14 protein-coding genes and 1 pseudogene are annotated in these 18,622 nt (G+C 72.2%); 12 read left to right on the top strand and 3 right to left on the bottom strand.

All coding sequences use genetic code 11. From position 1 onward, the window contains the following. Positions 1-128: 128 nt before the first annotated feature. The gene (locus ACWF41_RS18605; RefSeq protein WP_380323422.1) at positions 129-1,337 is read right to left on the bottom strand and encodes an alpha-D-ribose 1-methylphosphonate 5-triphosphate diphosphatase; all 1,209 of its coding nucleotides are present in this window, start codon (positions 1,335-1,337) and stop codon (positions 129-131) included. A gap of 159 nt (positions 1,338-1,496) precedes the next feature. Here ACWF41_RS18605 and ACWF41_RS18600 point away from each other — a divergent pair, with 159 nt between their 5' ends. From ACWF41_RS18600 to ACWF41_RS18585, 4 genes are read left to right on the top strand one after another with little or no spacing between them, the layout of a single operon-like run. Further along, positions 1,497-2,471 carry a phosphate/phosphite/phosphonate ABC transporter substrate-binding protein gene (locus ACWF41_RS18600; RefSeq protein ID WP_380323425.1) on the top strand — a complete coding sequence of 325 codons (975 nt, stop codon included), beginning with the start codon at positions 1,497-1,499 and terminating at the stop codon, positions 2,469-2,471. 2 nt (positions 2,472-2,473) lie between these two features. Then, positions 2,474-3,250: a phosphonate ABC transporter ATP-binding protein gene (gene phnC, locus ACWF41_RS18595; RefSeq protein WP_380323428.1), complete on the top strand. Its 777-nt coding sequence runs from the start codon at positions 2,474-2,476 to the stop codon at positions 3,248-3,250. Continuing rightward, positions 3,247-4,878, top strand: a complete 1,632-nt coding sequence (phnE, locus tag ACWF41_RS18590) for a phosphonate ABC transporter, permease protein PhnE (RefSeq protein WP_380323431.1) — start codon at positions 3,247-3,249, stop codon at positions 4,876-4,878. The genes phnC and phnE overlap by 4 nt, the downstream gene beginning before the upstream one ends. Beyond that, on the top strand, positions 4,854-5,909 hold the full coding sequence (locus ACWF41_RS18585) for a zinc-binding dehydrogenase (protein WP_380323434.1): 1,056 nt from the start codon (positions 4,854-4,856) through the stop codon (positions 5,907-5,909). The genes phnE and ACWF41_RS18585 overlap by 25 nt, the downstream gene beginning before the upstream one ends. Positions 5,910-5,923: 14 nt before the next feature. Here the strand turns inward: ACWF41_RS18585 and ACWF41_RS18580 are convergent, their stop codons facing one another. Then, positions 5,924-6,652 (bottom strand): GntR family transcriptional regulator, encoded by a 729-nt coding sequence (locus tag ACWF41_RS18580; protein WP_380323436.1) that lies wholly within the window; start codon positions 6,650-6,652, stop codon positions 5,924-5,926. Between the two features lie 68 nt (positions 6,653-6,720). Between ACWF41_RS18580 and ACWF41_RS18575 the strand changes: the two genes are divergently transcribed. The 8 genes and pseudogenes from ACWF41_RS18575 to ACWF41_RS18540 all read left to right on the top strand — a co-directional run. Further along, entirely contained in the window at positions 6,721-7,905 is a 1,185-nt protein-coding gene (locus tag ACWF41_RS18575; protein ID WP_380323439.1) for a TIGR03364 family FAD-dependent oxidoreductase, read from the top strand. 41 nt (positions 7,906-7,946) lie between these two features. Continuing rightward, positions 7,947-8,642: a phosphonatase-like hydrolase gene (locus ACWF41_RS18570; RefSeq protein ID WP_380323442.1), complete on the top strand. Its 696-nt coding sequence runs from the start codon at positions 7,947-7,949 to the stop codon at positions 8,640-8,642. Between the two features lie 315 nt (positions 8,643-8,957). Next, complete coding sequence (locus ACWF41_RS18565; protein WP_380323445.1) at positions 8,958-10,199, top strand: ROK family protein; 1,242 nt, start codon at positions 8,958-8,960, stop codon at positions 10,197-10,199. Between the two features lie 79 nt (positions 10,200-10,278). Next, positions 10,279-11,574 carry an ABC transporter substrate-binding protein gene (locus tag ACWF41_RS18560; RefSeq protein WP_380323448.1) on the top strand — a complete coding sequence of 432 codons (1,296 nt, stop codon included), beginning with the start codon at positions 10,279-10,281 and terminating at the stop codon, positions 11,572-11,574. A gap of 2 nt (positions 11,575-11,576) precedes the next feature. Next, positions 11,577-12,542 (top strand): carbohydrate ABC transporter permease, encoded by a 966-nt coding sequence (locus ACWF41_RS18555; RefSeq protein ID WP_380323451.1) that lies wholly within the window; start codon positions 11,577-11,579, stop codon positions 12,540-12,542. Between the two features lie 88 nt (positions 12,543-12,630). Next, entirely contained in the window at positions 12,631-13,389 is a 759-nt protein-coding gene (locus ACWF41_RS18550; protein WP_380323454.1) for a carbohydrate ABC transporter permease, read from the top strand. Between the two features lie 41 nt (positions 13,390-13,430). Then, positions 13,431-14,423 carry a Gfo/Idh/MocA family protein gene (locus tag ACWF41_RS18545; RefSeq protein ID WP_380323457.1) on the top strand — a complete coding sequence of 331 codons (993 nt, stop codon included), beginning with the start codon at positions 13,431-13,433 and terminating at the stop codon, positions 14,421-14,423. Next, positions 14,420-15,223: pseudogene (locus ACWF41_RS18540) on the top strand (Gfo/Idh/MocA family protein); the annotation flags it as partial. The gene ACWF41_RS18545 and the pseudogene ACWF41_RS18540, both read left to right, overlap by 4 nt. Before the next feature lie 263 nt (positions 15,224-15,486). Here ACWF41_RS18540 and ACWF41_RS18535 read toward each other — a convergent pair. Then, entirely contained in the window at positions 15,487-18,243 is a 2,757-nt protein-coding gene (locus ACWF41_RS18535) for a beta-xylosidase family glycoside hydrolase (RefSeq protein ID WP_380324663.1), read from the bottom strand. Positions 18,244-18,622: the final 379 nt, after the last annotated feature.

The raw sequence follows: 18,622 nt of genomic DNA, 5'->3' as shown, positions 1-18,622 counted from the left end.
GTTTGTGGGTGTTTTCCGGCCCCTCTCCGTTGGCTGCTCCCCCCCCCCCACCACCCCCCCCCCCCCACGGCGCAGGTGTGCGCGACGGTCCGAGGTCCGGGCGGCCGCGCTGTGGTCACGTGTGCGGATCAGGCGTCGACGCCGCTGCGGAAGGCAGCGACCACGGTGGGCCACCTGCCGGCACGGCGGACCAGCAGGACGTCCGCCCGCGCGCCGGGGACGAGCTCGCCACGGTCGTCCAGACCCGCGGCGTGCGCGGGCCCAGAGGTGACAAGGCGGACGGCGCGGGGCAGGTCGGCCAGGCCCTCGCGCACGAGGACCTCGACGGCGGTGAGCAGGGACGACGGCACGTAGTCGGAGGCCAGCGCGTCGACCAGGCCGCGGGCCACGAGCTCACGTGCGGAGACGTTGGCGGCGTGCGAGGAGCCGCGGACGGCGTTGGGCCCGCCCGCCACGACGTGCAGCGCGTGCTCGCGGGCCGCGAACGCTGCGTCGACGGTGGTGGGGAACTCCGCGACGACACCGCCGCGCGCGACCAGGGCCTCGATGTCGGCACGGGTCTCGGGGTCGTGCCCGGCGAGTCGGATCAGGCCGGCGCGGGCCCACGACCCCAGGCGGTCGAGGGCGGACGTCGCGACGTCCGCCCGGTCCTCGCGCTCGGCGCGCCAGGCCGCCACGTGCGTGTGCGCGTCGGGCGGGCTCATGCCCTCGCGCTCCACGAGGAAGCGTTCCATGGTGGCGGGGTCGGCGTACTGCCCGATGCCGGGGGTGTGGTCCTCGTAGGACACCAGCGGTGGCGCGTCCCCGACGTCGGCGGCCAGCGCCGCCTCGAGGTCCGTCATCCCGGACCGGCACCGGATGTCCACGCGGTGCAGCACGCGCGCGCCCGCCTCGGCGGCGTCGGGGTCGCGCAACGCCGTCAGCACCGGAGCAGGTCCGGGGTCGCCCGCCGCGAGGCCCACGGGCGTGCGCTCCCCGAACGCCACGCCGTGGAACGCGGTGAGCACGCCGCCCGCCGCGAGCCGGTCACCCGCCGTCCGCACCGCGAGGTCCAACGGCAGGTCGGCCCCGGGTCGCGGCCGGCGCTCGTGCACCAGCACGTCCGTGTGCACGTCGACGAGCCCGGGCAGCAGCCACGCGCCGCCGCCGTCGAGGTCCGCCCGGAACCCCGGCGGCCTCTCGCCCACCTCCGCGACGCGGCCGCCGTGCACGACGAGCCGGGCGTCGTCCACCACCCGGTCGGGCAGGACGGCGCGGACGCCGGCGAGCGACCACTCGGCCGGCGGGGTGCCGACCGGCCACGGCGTGCCGGTCGCGGGGCGGAGCGAGGTGAACACGACCGCATCTTGTCCGGACGACCTGGCGAGACGGTTAACGACGCTTCACGCGGTGTTCATCTTCTCGGGGGCGGCTGGTCTTCGCGGACTCCCAGACTCCTGGACGGCGCCGGGTCCGGCGCCCGCGCGGAGAGCCCTACGAGCCCCACCGGAGACGACATGAAGACCACCAGGACCACCCTCGCCGCCGTGGCGCTCGCCGGCGTCGCGGCCCTCACACTGGCCGGCTGCGGGTCGCTGGGCACCGCGTCCGCCGGCGGCGGCACCACGGACCAGGGTTTCCCCGAGGTGCTGCGCCTCGGCGCGATCCCGGCGGAGAACTCGACGAACCTCGCCGAGGGCTACGACCCGATCATCCAGATGCTCGAGGCGGAGACGGGCGCGCAGGTCGAGGTCAGCCAGGCCTCCGACTACGCGGGCGTCATCGAGGGCCTCATCGCCGACAAGGTCGACCTCGCCTTCCTCGGGTCGTTCGCCTACGTCCTCGCCACGCACAACGACGCCGCCCTCACGCCGCTCGCCTCGGTCATCGCGGAGGAGGGCGCCGAGCCCGGCTACTACTCTCTCGGCATCACCCAGGGCGACAACGACGCCGTGGACGGCCTCGAGGATTTCGCGGGCAAGACGGTGTGCTTCGTCGATCCCGGCTCGACGTCGGGCTTCCTCTACCCGTCCGCCGGGCTGATCGACGCAGGAGTCATCGACTCGGGCACCGAGAAGGACGTGGCCGCCGGGGTGGAGCCCGTGTACGCGGGTGGCCACGACGCGTCGGCGCTGGCCGTCGCCTCGGGGGACTGCGAGGTGGGCTTCGCCATGCAGTCGATGGTCGCGGAGACCCTGCCGGCGTCGGGCGACCTGGCCGACGGCGACCTCAAGGAGGTCTGGAAGTCCGAGCCGATCTCCGGCTCGCTGTTCGTCGGCAACGACGCGCTGGGCGACGAGGTGAACCAGATGCTCACGACGCTGCTCACCGAGAAGGCGAACGCCGCCTACCTGCGCGAGCACGGCTACTGCGACGGGGAGTGCCTGCTCACCGACGAGGACGCGTGGGGCTTCGTCCCCGCGAAGGACGCGGACTACGACGGCACGCGCGAGGTCTGCACGATCACCAGGTCCGACAAGTGCGAGGAGTGACCGTGCCGGCCGCAGGCGAGCCCTTGGTACGGGTCCGTGGGCTCCGCAAGGAGTTCGACGGCACGACGGCGCTCGGCGGGGTGGACCTGGACGTGCAGCAGGGCGAGCTCGTCGTGCTGCTGGGGCTGTCCGGCTCCGGCAAGTCGACGCTGCTGCGCTGCCTCAACGGCCTGCACCGGCCGACCGCCGGCGAGGTGACCGTGGCCGGCACGCGCGTGGACCGCGCGTCGGGGCGGGAGCTGCGGCGGCTGCGCACCGACGTGGGCTTCGTGTTCCAGCAGTTCAACCTCGTGGGCCGCCTCACCTGCCTCGAGAACGTGCTGATCGGCGGCCTGGGCCGGGTGCGCGGGCCGCGGTACGGGGTCTCGACCTACTCGCGCCGGATGCGCGCGGAGGCGATGGCGCACATCGAGCGCGTCGGGCTGGCCGACCAGGCGTACCAGCGGGCGGACACGCTGTCCGGCGGGCAGCAGCAGCGGGTCGCGCTGGCGCGCACGCTGATGCAGCGCCCGCAGCTCGTGCTCGCCGACGAGCCGGTCGCGTCGCTCGACCCGGAGAACGCCGGCACGGTCATGGACCTGCTCGTGCGCGTGTGCGCTGAGGAGGGGCTGACCGTGCTGTGCACGCTGCACCAGGTGGACCTCGCGCTCGGCTGGGCCGACCGCCTCGTGGGCCTGCGGCAGGGCGAGAAGGTGCTGGACCGGCCGGCGGCCGGCCTCACCCGGGACGAGGCGATGGCGATCTACCGGCGGGTCGAGCCCGCGGCGGTGGCGGCATGACGGCGGCCGTCCAGGCGCGGCCCGGGACGCCGTCGACCGCGCCGGCCCCGGAACCGCCTCCGGGCCGTGACCCGCTGCGCCCGCCGGCGGACGGCCGGCGCCGGGCGCTGCGCTGGCTCGCCGGGGGCGGTGTCGTCCTCGTGCTGGTCGCGTCGTCGGCGATCGGGCTCGACCTGCCGACGCTCGTCGCGGGCGGCGAGGACGTGGCGAACCTGCTCGGCCGGATGGTGCCGCCGGAGCTGTCGGACCCGGCCCGGATCGCGACGCTCGCCCTCGACACGGTGCTCATGGCATTCCTCGGCACGGTCCTGGCGACGCTGCTGTCCGTGCCGCTGGCGTTCCTCGCGGCGCGGACGACCACGCCGCACCCCGCGGTGGCCGCCGTCGCCCGCGGGATCATCACGTTCTGCCGGGCGGTGCCGGACCTCGTGTTCGCCGTGCTGTTCGTGCGGGCGCTCGGACTCGGGATCCTGCCGGGCGTGCTCGCGCTGGCCCTGCACTCGGTGGGCATGCTCGGCAAGCTGTTCGCCGACGCGATCGAGGGCGCCGACGAGGGCCCGCGCGAGGCCGTGCGCGCCGTGGGCGTGGGCCGCGTCCGCGAGCTGCTCAACGGCGTCGTGCCGCAGGTCGTGCCGGCCTGGGTCTCGGCCTTCGTGTACCGCGTGGACATCAACCTGCGCACGTCCGTGGTGCTCGGCTTCGTCGGGGCAGGCGGCATCGGGTTCGCCCTGCAGGACGCGCTGCGCGGCCTCGTCTACCCGAAGGCGATGGGGATCGTGCTGGTCATCCTCGTGCTCGTGGCGGGCATGGAGCTGCTGTCGATGGCGATCCGCCGCACGCTGCTCGCGCCGAAGAGCCCCCGGTACGGGCGCGACCGTGCGGTGCGACTGGTGGCCGGGGCAGCGGCCGCGGTGCTGCTCGTCGTGTCGTTCGTGCGGCTCGACATCGACCCGCTCGCGCTCGTCACCTCGATCCCCGACCTGCTCGCCGTCGCGGGCCGGACGTTCCCGCCCGACCTCACCACGCTCGGCCCCGCCCTGTGGGCGGCGCTGCTCCAGACGCTCGCCATCGGGCTGTCCGCCACGGGCATCGGCGTCCTGCTGTCGCTGCCACTGGGCCTGCTCGCCGCGCGCACCGTGGCGCCACACCCGCTGGTGCACGGCGCCGCGCGGGCCGTGATCCTCGTGGTGCGCGCGATCCCCGAGCTCGTCCTCGCGGTGGTCTTTGTCGCCGCGGTCGGGCTGGGGCCGGTCGCCGGCGCCGTCGCGCTCAGCATCGGCTCGATCGGCTTCCTCGGCAAGCTCGTCGCCGACGCTGTCGAGGAGATCCCGCCCGGGCCCGCCGAGGCGGTCCGCTCCGTCGGCGGCGGCTGGTGGAAGGTCCTGTTCTCCGCCGTGCTGCCGCAGGGCATGCCCGCGATCGTCGGGTCGGGCCTGTACCTCCTGGACGTCAACATCCGCACCTCGGCGATCCTCGGGATCGTCGGCGCCGGCGGGGTCGGCTTCCTGCTCTTCGAGGCCGTCCGCACCCTCCACTTCCAGGTGGCGGGCGGGATCGTCCTGCTCGTGTTCGTCGTCGTCCTGCTCATCGAGAGGCTCTCCGGGTGGATCCGCGCACAGCTGTCCTGACCACCGTCGCGCTGTGGGAGGGCGGCGACGCCGTCCGCCTCGTCGACGTCCCGCTCCCCGCGCTCGCCCCCGGCGAGGTGCTCGTCCGCGTGCTCCTCGCCACCGTGTGCGGCAGCGACCGGCACACCGTCTCCGGACGCCGCTCGTCGCCGTCCCCCTCCGTGCTGGGGCACGAGGCCGTCGGCGAGGTCGTCGAGGTGGGCGCCGGCGGCGCCGTGGGCAACGACGGCGGCGAGCTCGCCGCGGGTGACCGTGTCGTGTGGGGTGTCACCGTGGCCTGCGGGGCGTGCGACCGCTGCCGCGCCGGGCGCACCGCGAAGTGCTGGTCGGTGCGGAAGGTGGGGCACGAGGCGTTCGACTCGGGCTGGCCGCTGTCCGGCACCTACGCGCGGCACATAGTGCTGCCGGCGGGCGCCACGATCGCCCGCGTGCCCGTGACCGTCCCCGACGCGCTGGCCGCCCCAGCGGGGTGCGCGACCGCGACCGTCATGGCGGCGGTCGAGGCCGCGGGGCCGCTGGTCGGTAGGCGCGTGCTCGTCAGCGGCGCCGGGATGCTCGGCGTGGCCGCCGTCGTCGCCGTGCGGGACGCCGGGGCCGCGGAGGTCGTCGTCACCGACCTTGACCCCGCGCGCCGTGACCTCGCCGCGCGGTTCGGCGCCGCCACGACCCTCGGGACGGAGGACGAGGTCGCGCCGGTCGACGTCGCGATCGAGCTCTCCGGCGCGAGCCCGGCCGTGGCCCGCTGCCTCGACGCGCTCGACGTCGGGGGGCGGCTGGTGCTCGTCGGTTCCGTCGCGCCGTCGCCGGCCGTGCCGCTCGACCCGGAGCGCGTGGTGCGTCGGTGGCTCACCGTGACCGGCGTGCACAACTACGAGCCACGCCACTTGCGCGCGGCCCTCGGGCTGCTGGACCGCACCCGGGACGCCGTGCCGTGGGGCGAGCTCGTGACCCCCGCCGCGCCGCTCGCCGAGGTGGGAGCCCTGCTGACGGGTCCCGCCGGGACCGCGCCACGGGCGGCGGTGGCGCCATGACGCTGCCCGTCCACTCAGCAGTCCCGGCCGCGCCCCAGCTCCAGCACGACGCGCACGGCGTCCGCGCGCACCCAGCGTTCCGTGAACAGGAGCGGGCGCCCGCCCGCGCCGTCGCGCGCGAGGCTCACCATGAGCCAGGCTGGGTCGCCGGGGCGGCAGCCGAGGCCCTCGCTTGCCTCCTCGGGCGCGGGCTCGATGCTGGCCCGCGTCCACGCCCGCTCGGGGCTGGTGCCGGCCGACGCGCGCAGGATCGTGTCCAGCGAGTCCTCCAGCCGCAGCGCGGCGGGCAGCTCGGGCACGAGCGCGTGGACGAGCCACTCGACGCCCCAGGCGGCGGGCATCTCGTCGATGTGCGAGCGGCGCACCAGCCGGAATCCGCGGGTGCCGGGCGAGACCTCCAGCGCGGCGGCGACGTCATCGGGCAGGGCCAGGTCATCGCAGGCCAGGACCACGGTGCGCGGCGACGCACCCGCCTCCCGCAGCGTCCGGCTCCACGACGGCGCCTGCCCCGGCGCCACGAGATAGTCGACGCGGCGGCGCGTGAACGTGCCCAGACCCTGGACGCGGCTCACGAGCATCCGGCGCTCCAGCTCGCCCAGCGCCGCGCGTGCGGCGGCACGCCCGACGCTGAACCGGCGCCCCACCTCCGCCTCGGAGGCGACGCGCGTGCCGGACGGCAGCCCCGAGAGCTCGTCAGCGAGCACGCGCACGATCCGCGCCGACGGCCCCTTGTCGCTGCTCACGCCCGGAACGTACCGGACCCAGGTGGCCGTGCGGTGAACGAGCCCGACCCCGTCCCCGGAGGGACCCGATGACCCGCTCCGCCACGACGACGATCCCGACCCTCACCACGACGGCCGCCCCGTCGCCTGCGACCGGCCGCAATGTCGTCGTCGTGGGCGCGGGGGTGGTCGGCCTGGGCGCCGCGGCGGAGGCGCACCGCCGCGGCTACCGGGTGACGGTCGTGGAGCAGGCGGCGGGGGTGGTCGGCTCCTCCGTGCAGAATTTCGGCCACGTGTGCACGACGGCGCAGGCCGGGGACGCACGCCGGTACGCGCTCGCCGCCCGCGAGCGCTGGCTGTCCCTGGGGTCCGCAGCGGGGTTCGCTGTCGCCCGCGTCGGAACGCACGTCGTGGCGCGCACCGACGCCGAGCTACGCCTGCTCGCTGAGTTCGCAGCCGGTCGCGGCCCGGACGAGGTGCGCCTCCTGGACGCGGCCGCGACGCGGGCGAACGTGCCCATCCGCCCGGTGCCGGTGGTGGGGGGTGCGCACCTGCCGCTCGACCTGCTCGTCGACCCGCGGGCGGCGGCCCCCGCCTTGGCCCGGTGGCTCGAGGTGCAGGGCGTGACGTTTCGCTGGCGGACTGCGGCGCGGGCCGTCACGTCCGGCCGCGTCGAGACGACGCGCGGCGTCCTCGAGGCCGACGTCGTGGTGGTCGCCGCTCACCACGACCTCGACCGGCTGCTGCCCGACGTCGCCGAGGAGGCCGGGCTGCGGCGCTGTCGCCTGCACATGCTGCGGGTGCGGCCCGACGCCCCGCTCGGGCTCACGACGCCGTTGCTCACCGGCTGGTCGATGGTGCGGTACGCCGCCTTCGCGGCGTGCCCGTCGGCGGCGGACGTCGCGGCCGAGCTCGCTGCCGCCGACCCGGCCGGGGCGCGGTGGGATGTCAACCTCATGGCGACCCCGCAGGGCGACACATTGCTGCTCGGCGACACCCACGCGCGGGCCGCCGACGCCCCCGTCTTCCAGGACGAGGAGGGCTTCGACGTCCTCCTGCGTCTGGGCCGCGACCTGTTCGCCTCCCGTCCGGGCGCCGACCTCCGCGTCGTCGAGCGCTGGCAGGGCACCTACGCCACAGCCCCCGGGCGAGAGTTCCTCGTCGCTGAGCCGATGCCGGGCGTACACGTCGCCACCGTCACCACCGGCATCGGCATGACTACTGGGCTCGGCCTCGCCGCCGACGTCCTCGACCGCGCGGGGATCACGGCCTGAGCGGTCCCCGCCCCCCGACCCACCCACCGGAAGGACCACCTGTGAACACCGACCCCGCCCCGATCGACCTCGCCGCCTTCGATGTCGCCGGCACCACCGTGGAGGAGGGGGGTGCCGTCTACCGCGCGCTCCACGACGCCGTGCGACGGCAGGGAAGCACCGCCGACGTCGCCGACGTCGCCCGCTGGATGGGCGCTGACAAGCGCACCGCCATCCGCGCGCTGCTGGAGCTCGGTGGTGACCCGTCCGCCGTCGAGCCGACGTTCGTCGAGTTCGAGCGGTTGCTGCGCGAGACCTACGACGCCGCCCCGCCGGTCGTGATGCCGGGTGTGCTCGACACCTTTGCCGACCTCCGGGCGCGGGGCGCGCGCATCGCCCTGACCACAGGCTTCTCCGCCGACGTCACCGGCCTGCTGCTCGACCGGCTCGGCTGGACCGAGGGTGGCGTTGTGGACATCGTCGTGACCACCGACGACGTGCCCTCCGGCCGCCCCGCGCCCTATATGGTGCACCGGGCGATGGAGCGCACGGGGGTCACGAACGTCGCGCGGGTGCTCACCGTCGGCGACACGGTGCTCGACCTCGAGGCCGGGACGAACGCCGGTGCCGCGCTCGTGGTCGGCGTGCTCAGCGGTGGTGTGCCGCGGGCCGTGCTGGAGGCCGCGCCACACACGCACGTCCTCGACAGCGTGGCCGACCTCCCGAGAGTGTGGGGCGCGGGGCGTTGGCGAGCCTGATCCGCACCTGACCTACGGGAACTGAGGGCACTTCCCCGGTCGGTTGACCAGCGGGGGCGACGAAGGCCCGGGCGGCGCAGTACGCGCCGTCCGGGCTCTGTCGTGTCCGCCGTCGCACACCCCGTCCGGACCGTCAGACAGCCCGCGGGAGAACTGTTCCCGAGCCCGGGGCATTCAATTGTGTAACACAGTAGCGAAATGAGCCTCGCGCTGCGTGGATCTCACGTGCCGCCCTCTTGACAGCGCGCTCCCGCCATGGCTAGCGTGCGGATCCTTGATTACGTAATAGGGATCCAATATTCGGGAGGAGGCGTCATGACGACACCACCGGGTGCCCACGACCGTGAGATGGCAGCCGTACGCGCGCGCAACTCCGCCGCCTGCGTGGAGGTGCTCCGTGAACGAGGCCGGGCAACCCTCGCCGAGCTAGCGGCGGCGACGACGCTCTCGCGCCCGACGGTCGAGAAGATCTTGACCGACCTCCAGGAGGCCGGTGTGGTCACGCCCGACGACGTCGTCACGGGGTCCGGTGCCGGCCGGCCGGCACGTCGGTTCGCGTTCGTGCCGGGTGCGGCGTACCTGGCCGGTGTGGACCTGGGGCTCGATACCGCCCGCGCACTGCTGTGCGATCTGTCCGGCGCCGTGGTGGCGAGCGTCGACCGCCGGATTGATCCCGGCATCGACGGTATCGGCCGGCTGCGGGCCGTGCCCGAACTGGTCGGCCTGCTCACCTCGCAGGCGCAGGTGCACCCCCAGCAGGTGCGGGGCGTGACGGTCGCGGTGAGCGGCATCGTCGACGAGCTCGGGCGGATGACCCAGTCGGACCTGGTCCCGGAGTGGACCGGGGTGGACCTGGCTGGCCGCCTCTCCCGCATGCTGTCCTGCCCTGTCGCGGTCGAGAACGACGTGAAGGTCGCCGCCGTCGCCGAGCACCACACAGGTGCCGCGCAGCTCGTCGATGACGTCGTCTTCGTCAAGGTCGACCGTTTCGTCAGTGCGGCGATCATCCTCGGCGGGCGGTTGCATGCCGGGCGGAGGTCTGCGGCGGGCGAGATCGGGGCCCTCGAGGCCGCCGGGCAGGAGACCGCGATGGCGTCGGACGAGGTCCTCGTCGAGGACCGCCTCGCGATGGTGGCCCGCGCCGAGGCCGGAGACTCTGTCGCCGACGTCGAGCTGACCGAGTACACACGCCGACTGGCACGCTCTATCGGCCTGGTGGCGCTCACCGTCGACCCGGATCTCGTCGTCCTCGGTGGCGGGGTGTCTGCGGTCGGTGAGCCCCTGCTGAGTCGGGTGCGCCAGCAGCTGGGCGCCCTGGCTGGACGCACCTTCCTGCCCACGATGACCACGTCGACGCTCGGCGGACGCGGTGTCGCGGTCGGCGCGCTCGTGCGCGCGCTGGAGCGCGCCAGCGCCACCGTGTACGGAAATCCCGCCGTCACTGCGCCGCCACTCAGGGTCAGCGGCCGGTCCGACGACTTCGCCGCCGCGCTATCCGCGCTGGCGCCGGGGGTCCACGGACGCGCCCCTTTCGAGCCGGCGCATACCCGGTCCTGACCGCCCTGCCGCGCAGGGATCACCTGACCCCCACCGTTCCCCGACCCGGCGTCGATGCCGGGGTACTCGAAGGAGAGACATGAGACGAACGACTCGAATGGCCGCCCTGACCGGCGTCATCGTGAGCGCCATCGCACTGGCGGGTTGCTCGGCCGACGACGACCCGAAGACCAGCGGAGCCACCGCGGTCTCGGCGGACACCCAGGCCGAGATCACGTACGGGATCTGGGACGAGAATCAGCTCCCGGCCATCAAGCAGAACATCGAGGACTTCAACGAGGACTACCCGGGGATCAAGGTGACCGTCGACGTCACCCCGTGGGACCAGTACTGGACGAAGCTGCAGACGCAGGCGACGAGCGACACGCTTCCCGACGTCTTCTGGATCAACGGCCCGAACTTCCAGCTGTATGCCGCGAACGACCAGCTCGAGCCGGTCACCGGCCTGGTCGAGGCCGGTGACGTCGACCCCGCCAACTACCCGGCGGCGTTGAACGAGCTCTACTCCCTCGACGGGGAGCAGTTCGGCGTCCCGAAGGACTTCGACACCATCGTCCTCTGGTACAACAAGGCCATCCTCAAGGAGGCCGGAGTCGCGGAGCCGACGGCGGACTGGACGTGGGAGGACTTCCACGATGCCGCGCGCACGATCTCGGACAAGCTCGGCGGCGAGGGAATCTATGGTGTCGCTCCGTGGCTGACCAACGGTCAGTCGGCCTACTACAACACCATCCTCCAGGCCGGCGGAGAGGTCATCTCGGCGGACGGTACGAAGAGCGGTTTCGACTCGCCCGAGGCGATCAAGGGGTTGCAGCTCTGGGCGGACCTCATCGCCGACGGGTCGAGCCCGACCCTGCAGCAGCTCTCCGACACCGACGCGCTCGCCTACTTCCAGAACGGCAAGGCCGGCCTCTACTGGTCCGGCACCTGGGACGTCGCCCCGCTCGCCGAGAGCGGCGTCGCCGACGACATCACGACGGCGCCCCTCCCGCATGACGAGCGCCGGGCGACCGTGATCCACGGTCTGGCGAACGTCGTCTCTGCGAACAGCGCGGAGAAGGCCGCGGCGCAGGCCTTCCAGGCATACCTCGGCACCGAGGAGGCCCAGCTGACCCAGGCGGACATGGGTGCCGCCAACCCCGCATTCAACGGCACGCAGGACGCGTTCGTCGAGTCCGTGCCGTCCTTCAACCTCCAAACGTTCCTCGACGCGGCGGACGAGTACTCGTTCCCTTACCCCGTGTCGAAGAACACAGCGGTCTGGACGCAGCTCGAGGCCGAGCTGCTCCCGGCAGCGTTCTCCGGCGAGCGGCCCGTGGCCGACGTCGCGGCCGAGCTCGCCGAGAAGATGAACGAGGCCTTGGCGGAGGAATGACCATGACCGCGCAGACGACGTCCCGCGACGGCCGTTCCGCAGCAGGGCGCCAGGATCGACATCGTGCTCCGCATCGCGACCATCCTGGTGCCAGAGGCTCGGGTGACGGCTGGTGGCCGTGGCTCTTCGTCGCCCCCACGATGGTCGGGATCCTGGTCTTCTACCTGTGGCCGATCTTCAGGACGGGCTACTTGAGCCTGACCGACACGGGCCCCTTCGGGGGCGCGACGTGGGCAGGCCTGGACAACTACGACCGCCTCGCGTCCGACGGCGACGTGGCGCTCGCCGTCGGGAACACGCTGGTGTACACGGCGATCGTGCTGCTGGGGGTGCCGATCGCGGTCGGCTTGGCGAGCCTGGTGAGCCGGCCCGGTCTCCGGGGCGCGCGGGTCTACCAGGTCCTGTTCTTCATGCCGTACATCGCCATGCCTACGGCCGTCGCGATGATCTGGCGCATCATCTACAACGGAGACTTCGGGGTGCTCAACTGGGCGCTGGCCTGGTTCGGGATCGACGGACCGCACTGGGTGTCCACACCCGGGTTCGCGATCGTCGCGGTCGGGATCGTCGGGCTCTGGTCGTCACTGGGATTCGGACTGATCATCTTCAACGCGGCCCTCAAGGGGATCGCGGGTGAGTACTACGAGGCGGCGCAGCTGGACGGCGCGTCCCGCTGGACCCAGTTCCGTGCCATCACGGTCCCGCTGCTGACGCCGAGCATCTTCTTCGTCGCGGTGATCTCGATCATCAACGGGTTCCAGCTGTTCGACCTTCTCTACGCGATCATGGGCAACGCCAACCCGGCGATGCGCCAGACGCAGTCGCTCGTCTACATCTTCTACAACGAGGCGTTCATCCAGCACGACCAGGGGTACGCGGCTGCGATCGCGATCCTGATCTTCGTGCTCGTGGGTGTCCTGACCTGGTTCCAGTTCCGGATGCAGCGGAGGTGGGTGCAGCATGTCTAGCGCCGCGACAGCACTGACGACGTGGCGCCGACCGCGTCGACCCCGCCACCTCGGCACGCACCTGATCCTCAGTGCGGCCGCAGTCGTGATGGTCTTCCCGTTCGTCTGGCAGCTCGTCCTGTCGCTCTCGACGAACCAGGAGGTCGCCAGCATCCCGCCGACCTTCTGGCCCGCCGAGCTGCAGTTCGAGAACTACGTCGAGGTCTTCCGGACGATCCCCTTCCTCGACCAGCTCGGTGTGTCGGTCGCCATCACCGTGCTGCGCGTGGTGGGCCAGGTCGTGCTGTGCTCGATAGCGGGCTATGCCTTCGCCCGCATGCGGTTCCCGGCGAAGGGGGTCGTCCTGGGGATCATCCTGTCGATCCTCATGGTGCCGAGCCAGGCCTACCTGATCCCGCAGTTCCAGATCATCCAGGGCTTGGGTCTACCCAACACGGTCTGGGGCATCGCCCTGCCGGGCATCGTCAGCGCGTTCGGCACCTTCCTCATGCGGCAGTTCTTCCTCGGGCTGCCGGTCGAGCTCGAGGAGGCCGCCCGCCTGGACGGCGCGAACCCGTTCCAGGTCTTCTGGCGGATCATGCTGCCGTTGGCGGCCCCGGGGATCAGCGCGCTGGTCGTCCTGACCACGCTCGCGTCGTGGAACGACCTGCTGTGGCCCCTTGTGGTGTCGACCTACGCCGACCGCATGCCGTTGTCGGTGGGACTGGCCACGATGCAGGGCGCCTACCAGACCGACTACACCCTGATGATGGCCGCGAGCACGATGGCCATGGCCCCCGTGCTCGTCCTCTTCATCGTGCTGCAGCGCCGGGTGGTCGCCGGCCTCGCCTTCACGGGGAGCAAGTGATGACCGCTACTACCACTGTTCGAGAGCTTCGAAGGAGCGTCATGCCACACCACCCCCCACGCGTCGGACTGATCGGCGCGGGCGGTATCTCGCGCGTCCACGTCGACGGTTGGCTCGACCTCGGTGTCGACGTCGTCGTGCACTCGGACGAGGGCGCTGTCGAGCTGGCCGAGCAGTACGGACTGACCGTCGCGGAGACGCTCGACGGGCTGCTCGACGGATGCGACGTCGTCGACATCTGCACCCCGACGCCGAGCCATCTCGCATACGTGGAGGCAGCCCTCGTCGCCGGCCGTCACGTGATCTGCGAGAAGCCCGTCTCGCTCGACCTCGCACGGGCGGCGTCGCTGGGCGACCTCGCGAGCGCCCGAGGGCTCTGCCTCTTCCCGGCGCAGGTGGTGCGCTGGTTCCCCCAGTACGCCGCGGCGAAGCGTGCGGTCGACGACGGCGTGGTCGGTGACGTCGCGGTGCTCCGGTTCTCGCGGCACGGCGGGTTCCCGACGTGGTCGTCCTGGTTCGGCAGGGAGGCGGAGTCCGGGGGCATCGTCGCCGACCAGATGACGCACGACCTCGACGTCGCCCGGTGGATCGCCGGCGAGGTCGTGGAGGTGTATGCGACCGCGTCCGGAGACGGGGTCACGACGGCGGCGGCGCAGGTGCTGCTCACCCACGAGTCGGGCGCGATCAGCGCGGTGAACGGGCTGTGGGGCGCACCGGGGACCACGTTCCGGACGGCCTTCTCGATCGCGGGGAGCGGCGGCGTGCTCGAGCACGACACCCACCGGGACGACTCGTTCCGGATCGAGACCGACGCCACCGGCCGTGGACCTTCCGACCGTCCCGACAGCAGCTTCACCGAGAGCCCGTACACGCACGAGCTGCGTGACTTCCTCGGCGCGATCCGTGGCGGCGGCGCGCCGCGGGTCACCTGGGCCGACGGCGTTCGCGCCGCCGAGCTCGCCCTCGCCGCGAACACGTCGATCCGGACCGGGAGTCCCGTCGCGACCCCGGCCACGAGGAGGACCGCCGCATGACCGGGACGACGTCCACCCTGCGGGTGGGGATCCTGTCCTTCGCGCACCCCCATGCGCTGTCCTACGCGAGCTCGCTCGTCGCCCTGGACGGCGTCGAGGTCCGGGCCACCGACCCCGAGCCCTACGCACCGGGCGAGCGGCGCGGCAAGGACCTGGCCGTCGAGCTCGGTGTCGACTACGCGGACGACATCGACGACCTGCTCGCGTGGGAGCCGCATGCCGTGATCGTCACCAGCGAGAACGCGAGGCATCGGGCGCACGTGGAGCGGGTGGCGGCCGCGGGTGCGCACGTGTTGTGCGAGAAGCCGCTGGCGACGTCGGAGGCCGACGGCCGTGCGATGGTCGCCGCCTGCGAGCGGGCCGGCGTGCAGCTCATGACCGCGTACCCGGTGCGGTTCTCGCCGGCGTTTCTCCGGCTGAAGCAGCAGGTGGGCTCCGGAGCTCTGGGGCGGATCCTCGCCGTGAACGGCACGAACAACGGGCAGATACCCGTCGGTGAGCGCTCGTGGTTCACCGATCCGGCTCTCGCCGGCGGCGGTGCCCTGGTCGATCACGTGGTGCATGTCGCGGACCTGATCGACGACCTCCTCGGCGGGCGGCAGGCGGAGGACGTCTACGCGGTCACGAACTCGATCCTGCACGCCGACCGGCCCGAGGTGGGAGCCGAGACGGGTGGTCTCGTGTCCGTCCGTTACCCGGACGGTGTGACCGCCGTCATCGACTGCTCGTGGAGCCACCCCGACGCCGCCCCGAACTGGGGTGGCCTCACCCTCGAGGTCATCGGGACGCGGGGTACCGCGCGGATCGACCCGTTCGCCCAGCACGTCGGCGGGTTCGGTCCCGCGGGTGCGGCGTGGTGGGGCCTCGGGGTGGACACCGACGCCCTGATGCTCCGCGAGTTCCTCTGCGCGGTCCGTGACGGCCGTGCTCCGACCCCTGACGGACCGGCCGGACTACGCTCGCTGCGCGTGGTGCTGGCCGCTCAGGAGTCGGTGCGGACCGGTACCGCGGTGACCGTCGCGGCCTTCCGGCTACGAGCGTTCACCTGCCGCCGGTCGCCCTGTCACCAACGGGCGACGAACGGGACCTCCGTGTCGCCCGCGAGGAAGCCGTCGAAGCGGAACGGAGGATGGTCCGCACCCGCTGGCGGTACCTGGGCCATGACTCCGTACCGGGCCGTGCCGAGCGCGCCGGCGTCGACGGGGGAGCCGATCTGCGAGAAGGTCCGTCCGTCGAGGGAGTAGGACGCGGTCACCTGGTCGCCGGACCGGGTGAGCCGCAGCCAGATGTCGTCCTGCACCGGGTCGGCGATGCGCCGTGACTCCTCGGCCCGGCCACCGAACTCGGTCACGACCGTCACCGTCGGGCTGTCGTTGTTGTACTTGCGCTGGATCGCCACGTAGTCGTCGTCGGTGCGGTACAGCAACAGCCCGGCCTCCGCCCAGCCGTCCTGCGTACGGCCGGTCATGCGGACCGTCGCCGTACCGGTCCCGTCACCGGCCGTGGTGAGGAGGACGTTGCGCGCGTTGCTGAACCCGTCGAACAGGAATCCCGGCGACGGGGTCAGCGTGAGCGTCCCGTCCTCGTCGAGGCTCCGGTTGGCGGGGACGTCGCGCAGGACCGTCCAGTCCCGCGACAGCTCGGGCTCCTGCGCGCAGTCCGCTGACGAGGGGTCGCCGCCCACGGTCACCGTCACCGGCCGGGCCTTCAGGGGCTTCCCGTCGACGCGGACGTTCGCGCTGAGCACGGCCGTGCCCGGCTTCTTCGCCCGGACGGTGCCGTCGCGGCCGACCTCGAGCACGCTCGGCCGGCTGCTCGAATAGTTCGCCAGGGTGGGCCAGTTGGTGGTGGTGTCCTGACCGATACGCGTCGCCTCGCCGCTGATGGAGACCTCAGCGGGGTCGGTACGCTCGAGGTCGACCCTCTGGTTGATGCCCGGGTCGTAGGTGTTGTCCGCGATCGTGACGTCGGAACCGCCGCGCAAGCGGAACGCCGGGGTCGTGTGCTCCGGCACGACCGGCACGACGCGGGCGGCCACCGTGTCACCCGGGGCGGGGCAGCGGTCGCGAACCTGCACGGCGAGCGCCTGGTCACGGTCGTACCGCCGGACCTGGTTGCCGGAGAAGGTGAACCCGCTGACGCTCTTGATGTCGGCCAGGCGCACGTCGTCGACCACGAAGTCGTTGTTCACCACGCGGATGTTCCGGTGCACCGGCTGCTGGGGGTCGATCACCGGATTGGTCGGCTCGACGAAGATCACGGGGCTGGTAGGCCGATAGAAGGTGTTGTGCTCGATCAGGACGTCGTTGACCGGCCCGGACTCCCACCAGTAGGTCGTGTCGGACGAGATGAAGATGCTCGCCATGTTCATCCGGGCGAACAGGTTGTCGCGAATGACGACCGGGCGGCGGGTGGTGACGAGGATGCCGCGGGTGGGGATGTTGCGGAACTCGTTGCCCTCGATCAGCACCTCCGGCGTGTAGGTGGTGTTCTCGACGTAGTGGTCGCCGGCGGTGACCTGTGCCGGGATCTCCTGGTCGAGAGTGATCGTCATGGTGCTCAGCGGCTTGTCGTGGTCCTTCCCGGACGGGCCGTCGACCGAGACGACCTTCGCCGTGATGCCGGGAACGGGCGTCATGCTCGACCCGGACACGATCTCGATCTCGTCACCGGGATAGAACGCGGGGAACCCGACGCTCTGGTACTGCCGGTAGGCCAGCTCGAGCGTCCGTGCGTCGTCGGGGCGCGCGCTGATACCGAGGTAGGTGCCGTGGATGTTGATCGGGTCGTCGTGAGCGCCGTCGAAGACGTTGTTGCGGAGGACGACCCGTCCGGCGACACCGGACATCTGCACCAGATCGGCGTCCCCCGCGTTGTACCGCCCAGCGGACTTGTCGCTGGCGAACTTCGTGTTCTCGATCGTGATGTCGCGGCTGAGCTGGCCGAGGAACCCGAACCCGTGCAGGTAGCGTGCGTCGAGGTCACGGACGGTGACGTCCGTCGACTCCCAGAAGAAGGCGGCCGCGGTGTCGCGGATGTCGTCGTCCATCGTGTAGACGAGCCCCTGGTCGCCCGGTGCCGTGGTGGTGGCGTAGTCGATGCGGATCCGGCCGTCACCGAGGTCGCGCATGCCGGTCACACCGGAGAACAGCGGGTTGCCGGTGCGGTGGCTGGTCTGCTCGGCCGGGTCGTACACCTGGGTGTAACGGATGCCGTTGACGCCGGTCCAGTAGGGCTCGCCTGTCGTAGGTGAGGCCTCACCGCGCCAGTGCACCTCGTTCCCGACGATCGAGTAGAGGGTGTCCCGCGGCACGCTGAGCACGCGGTAGGCGTGCCCGTCCTCGACGCCGGTCTTGGCGACGGTGGCCTCGATCGTGTGCGGGTTCACGTAGTCGAAGGCGAAGTTCTGGAAGACGACGTTCTTGGAGCGCAGTGAGGCGAACGCGGTCTGGCCTCCGTGGTAGAGCAAGGTCGAGCCGTCGCCGTCGACGGTCACGTTCTCCATGTCCTCGACGAGGATGCCGATGCGCTTGTCCCGGTACCGCGGGTCGGCGCCCACGGTGTTGGACAGGTAGAGCTCGCGCTTCTCGGCCTGCTCGGGATAGATGGAGTACGTACCGCGCGGGAACACCACGCGCACCGGGCGGTCCAGCTCCTTGGCGTGGCGCAAAGCGGCGGCAACGGCTGCAGCGCTGTCCCGGTGGCCGCCGGGGTCGGCGCCGAAGTCGGTGACCCGGACCACGGTGGGCGCGGGCGCGGCGAGCGTCCTGCTCGCGGGTGCGAGCGACGTGACGGCGAGCGCTAGCGTCAGCAAGGCCACGCCCAGGCTACTGGCACGAACTGTCCGCCGATGGTCGGGCATCGGACTTCTTCGTCGAGCGTCAAACATGATCGATTTCCCTCCGTGGAGCGGGCATGTCGGCACGGTGCGCGCAAGCCTTCCGGTGGGTGCGGCTCGGGCGCCGCTGCCGGCGATCGCCGGATCGGCAGGTACGGAACGCGACTCACCTCGCACGCGTGGGGGCGGGTGCGCCCGGACGCCCGGCGATCGTCGTGTTCGTCGACCGTCATGACATCCGCACCTGGGGGACAGAGTCGTGGAACACAGGGTGTCTGAAGTCCAGAACGTGCCAGCGGCACGATCCAGACACGCGAATGCCTCTCACCTCGTGCGTCTTGCCGAGAGGAACCGGAACGGG

This window comes from Isoptericola sp. NPDC055063, from assembly GCF_053608125.1.
The sequence above is the reverse complement of the archived record's forward strand: the minus strand, read 5'-3'. Positions and strand labels throughout refer to the sequence as shown.